Annotated in this window: 5 protein-coding genes; 4 read left to right on the forward strand and 1 reads right to left on the reverse strand. The window is 38.9% G+C overall.

The genetic code is table 11. The annotated features are described in order from the left end of the window. Positions 1 to 63 precede the first annotated feature (63 nt). Genes ABLA85_RS07525 through ABLA85_RS07540 form a run of 4 tightly spaced genes read left to right on the forward strand, consistent with a single transcriptional unit; the run spans position 64 to position 2,277 of the window. Positions 64 to 615: a topoisomerase DNA-binding C4 zinc finger domain-containing protein gene (locus ABLA85_RS07525; RefSeq protein WP_367962778.1), complete on the forward strand. Its 552-nt coding sequence runs from the start codon at positions 64 to 66 to the stop codon at positions 613 to 615. 1 nt (position 616) lies between these two features. Beyond that, a complete protein-coding gene (tsaC, locus tag ABLA85_RS07530; protein WP_367962781.1) occupies positions 617 to 1,186 on the forward strand; it encodes an L-threonylcarbamoyladenylate synthase type 1 TsaC in 570 nt (189 codons plus the stop codon). Positions 1,187 to 1,192: 6 nt separating this feature from the next. Then, positions 1,193 to 2,011 (forward strand): shikimate dehydrogenase, encoded by an 819-nt coding sequence (aroE, locus tag ABLA85_RS07535; protein ID WP_367962782.1) that lies wholly within the window; start codon positions 1,193 to 1,195, stop codon positions 2,009 to 2,011. Beyond that, positions 2,008 to 2,277 (forward strand): DUF1488 domain-containing protein, encoded by a 270-nt coding sequence (locus tag ABLA85_RS07540; RefSeq protein ID WP_367962784.1) that lies wholly within the window; start codon positions 2,008 to 2,010, stop codon positions 2,275 to 2,277. The genes aroE and ABLA85_RS07540 overlap by 4 nt, the downstream gene beginning before the upstream one ends. Here ABLA85_RS07540 and ABLA85_RS07545 read toward each other — a convergent pair. Beyond that, the gene (locus ABLA85_RS07545) at positions 2,244 to 2,798 is read right to left on the reverse strand and encodes a gamma carbonic anhydrase family protein (protein WP_367962786.1); all 555 of its coding nucleotides are present in this window, start codon (positions 2,796 to 2,798) and stop codon (positions 2,244 to 2,246) included. The genes ABLA85_RS07540 and ABLA85_RS07545 overlap by 34 nt on opposite strands. Positions 2,799 to 3,049: the final 251 nt, after the last annotated feature.

Below are 3,049 nucleotides of genomic sequence, written 5' to 3' on the forward strand. Positions count from 1 at the left end.
AAGTCGAGCATCGCGTTAAATATAGTTTTCCAGTTATGATGGCTAATATTCAGAGAGTAGGATATGTCTAAAAAGATACCTTTTGTGATAAAGGAAACGGAACTTTGCTCTGATTGTGGTGCTGAATTAGTGATCCGCAACGGAACTCATGGTCCATTTTATGCCTGTTCTAATTATCCGTCATGCTGTTATGTTCGGTCGCTAAAAGCATCTTCAGATGGACATATTGTCAAAGAATTAGAAGGACAAACTTGTTCGAAGTGCGGCTCTACCTTGGTCTTACGGCAAGGAAGGTACGGCATGTTTATTGGCTGTAGCACTTATCCTGAATGTGATCATACGGAAATCATCGATAAACCTGATGATACTTCAATTAATTGCCCTCAATGTAAGCAAGGCAAATTACTGCAGCGTAAGTCACGATTTGGTAAAACATTTCATGCTTGTAATCGATATCCCGAATGTCAGTTTACACTGAACAATAAACCAATATCTGGGAAATGTGAGTTTTGTCATTATCCCTTGTTGATAGAGAAGAAAACAGTTCAAGGCATTAAATTGTTTTGTGCTAGTAAATTGTGTAGCAAGCAGCAATTCATTAGAACCGAGAAATAAAATGAGTAATAAAGTCTCACCTAAATTTGATGTAATTATTACTGCCTTAAAAGAAGAAAAAGTGATTGCTTATCCGACAGAAGCTGTGTTTGGGTTGGGTTGTGATCCTGACAGTGAAACAGCGGTTAACAAACTATTATTGCTGAAAAAAAGGCCTTGGGAAAAAGGTCTGATCCTTATTTCTGATAGCTATGATCGTTTATATTCCTATATTAATGATGAACAGTTAGATGATGAACAAAAAAAGACAGTTTTTTCTTTTTGGCCGGGGCCGGTGACATGGGTTATTCCAGCCAAAGCGACAACACCAAAATGGTTGACGGGGAAATTTTCAACATTAGCTGTTCGAGTTACAGATCATCCTTTAGTTAGACAATTATGTTCCCTTTATGAGAAACCTCTTGTATCGACCAGTGCAAATTTAAGTGGATTGGAGCCGTGCCGGAGTGCAGAAGAAGTTCGTCGACAATTTGGAAACGATTTTCCTGTCTTAGCAGGGGAAGTTGGTGGACGTAAAAATCCATCAGAAATCAGGGATGCTTTGACAGGTAAACTATATCGACAAGGGTAGGGAATAATGGATAATTTTGCGGTTTTTGGTAATCCGATTGCTCACAGTAAATCCCCTTATATTCATCGATTATTTTCTGAGCAAACGGGAATTGAGCATCAATATGGGCGGGTACTTGCACCAATAGAGCATTTTGAACAATCGTTGGAGCAATTTTTTATGCGGGGTGGTTTAGGAGCGAACATTACCGTTCCTTTTAAAGAACGTGCTTATGAATATGCACATAAATTGACTAAACGCGCAAAACTCAGTGGTGCAGTTAATACCTTAAAAATAGTTGAAGATAACCAGATTCTTGGTGATAACACTGATGGTGTCGGATTATTGGCAGACTTGCAACGACTCAATTTTATTAGCCAAGGGCAGCATATATTGATTATAGGGGCTGGTGGTGCCGCAAAAGGGGTAATTTCTCCCTTATTAGAGTTAGGCTGTAAGATTACTATCACTAACCGTACATTCGCACGTGCACAAGCAATAGCGGATAAATTTTCTGTATTGGGCCATATCCAGGCAATTGATATAAAATCTCTCTTGTCTCCGGATTTTGATCTTGTCATCAATGCAACAGCCTCTGGTCTTAGTGGGAGTATTCCCAGAATATCACCATCGATTTTTTATAATAATAGTGCTTGTTACGATATGTACTATCAGCAGGGATTAACTCCTTTCCTTGATTTTGCTAAGAGAAATAATGTCTCACGTTTGGCTGATGGGTTAGGAATGCTGGTGGGACAGGCGGCACATGCTTTTGAGCTTTGGCATGGTATATTACCAAAAGTAGAACCTATTTTAACTACTTTAAGGAAAGAATTACACACATGAATCAAGCTATTCAATTTCCTGATCGCGAAGAATGGAATGAGCAGGAAAGCAAAGTTATATTCCCTGCTGTAGTTGGTGGTTTATTGGTACAGTGTTTGATTAGTACCGATGAGTTAATTCATCGGTATGGTAAAGAGCTTCATCCACTCGATTTATTTCGCCAATATCGTTGGGATTTGGAAGAAGAGTTTGAAAAAGTCATCCTGAGTGGAATAGATGATCAATTTGGGTGTTACTCTTTACCTTCTGATGTATCTGCTAAGTAATCATCTTTCCAACGGACATAGTTATTAGCAGAATAAAGAAGCCCTTCCAGTTCTTCAGGTTTAAGTTTTCTTACTTGTTTGGCGGGGCTACCTATATACAGATATCCACTCTCTAATGTTTTTCCTGGTGGAATAAGGCTAGCCGCTCCAATAATGACGTTGTCTTCAATGACAGCTCCATCCAATACAATTGCACCCATTCCAATTAACACTCGGTTTCCAATCGTACAACCGTGTAAGATTGCCTTATGACCGATAGTGACTTCTTCACCTATGATTAGAGGGAAGCCATTGGGATTATTAGGTGATTTATGTGTAACATGTAAAATAGAGCCATCTTGGATATTTGTACGTGTACCAATAGAAATGTAATTTACATCGCCACGGATGACCACCAGTGGCCAGATGCTTACATCATCCGCTAATTTGACATCTCCAATCACGATAGATGTAGGGTCTAACATGACTCTTTGACCAATTTTAGGCCGTAATTTTAAGTATTGACGCAAAACAGTAGACATAAAAAATCTCAATAGTAGTAAAAGAGGGTAACAATTATATGAGATGTTATTGAGGAAAAGATCACCATGCAATGGGAGATTAGCGTTAATTTTATACTTGGTGGGTGAATTTTATATTAATTGGATTAAAAAATGTGCGCTTGAAAGTGAAATTGCAAAAAAACTATTGTCAGCGCCGGAAAACCCCCTATAATGCGCCACCACTGACCGACGCTGTGCTGATACAAGCCGCTGAGGCCAGTGAGAGAAAA

The sequence above is a fragment of the Xenorhabdus sp. SGI246 genome, assembly GCF_040838225.1.
Classification (GTDB): domain Bacteria; phylum Pseudomonadota; class Gammaproteobacteria; order Enterobacterales; family Enterobacteriaceae; genus Xenorhabdus; species Xenorhabdus indica.

What these genes read in the sequence shown, in the direction of transcription:
- tsaC (WP_367962781.1), top strand. Translation starts at nt 617, where the DNA reads ATGAGTAATAAAGTCTCACCTAAATTTGATGTAATTATTACTGCCTTA.
- ABLA85_RS07540 (WP_367962784.1), top strand. Translation starts at nt 2,008, where the DNA reads ATGAATCAAGCTATTCAATTTCCTGATCGCGAAGAATGGAATGAGCAG.
- ABLA85_RS07525 (WP_367962778.1), top strand. Translation starts at nt 64, where the DNA reads ATGTCTAAAAAGATACCTTTTGTGATAAAGGAAACGGAACTTTGCTCT.
- aroE (WP_367962782.1), top strand. Translation starts at nt 1,193, where the DNA reads ATGGATAATTTTGCGGTTTTTGGTAATCCGATTGCTCACAGTAAATCC.
- ABLA85_RS07545 (WP_367962786.1), bottom strand. Translation starts at nt 2,798, where the DNA reads ATGTCTACTGTTTTGCGTCAATACTTAAAATTACGGCCTAAAATTGGT.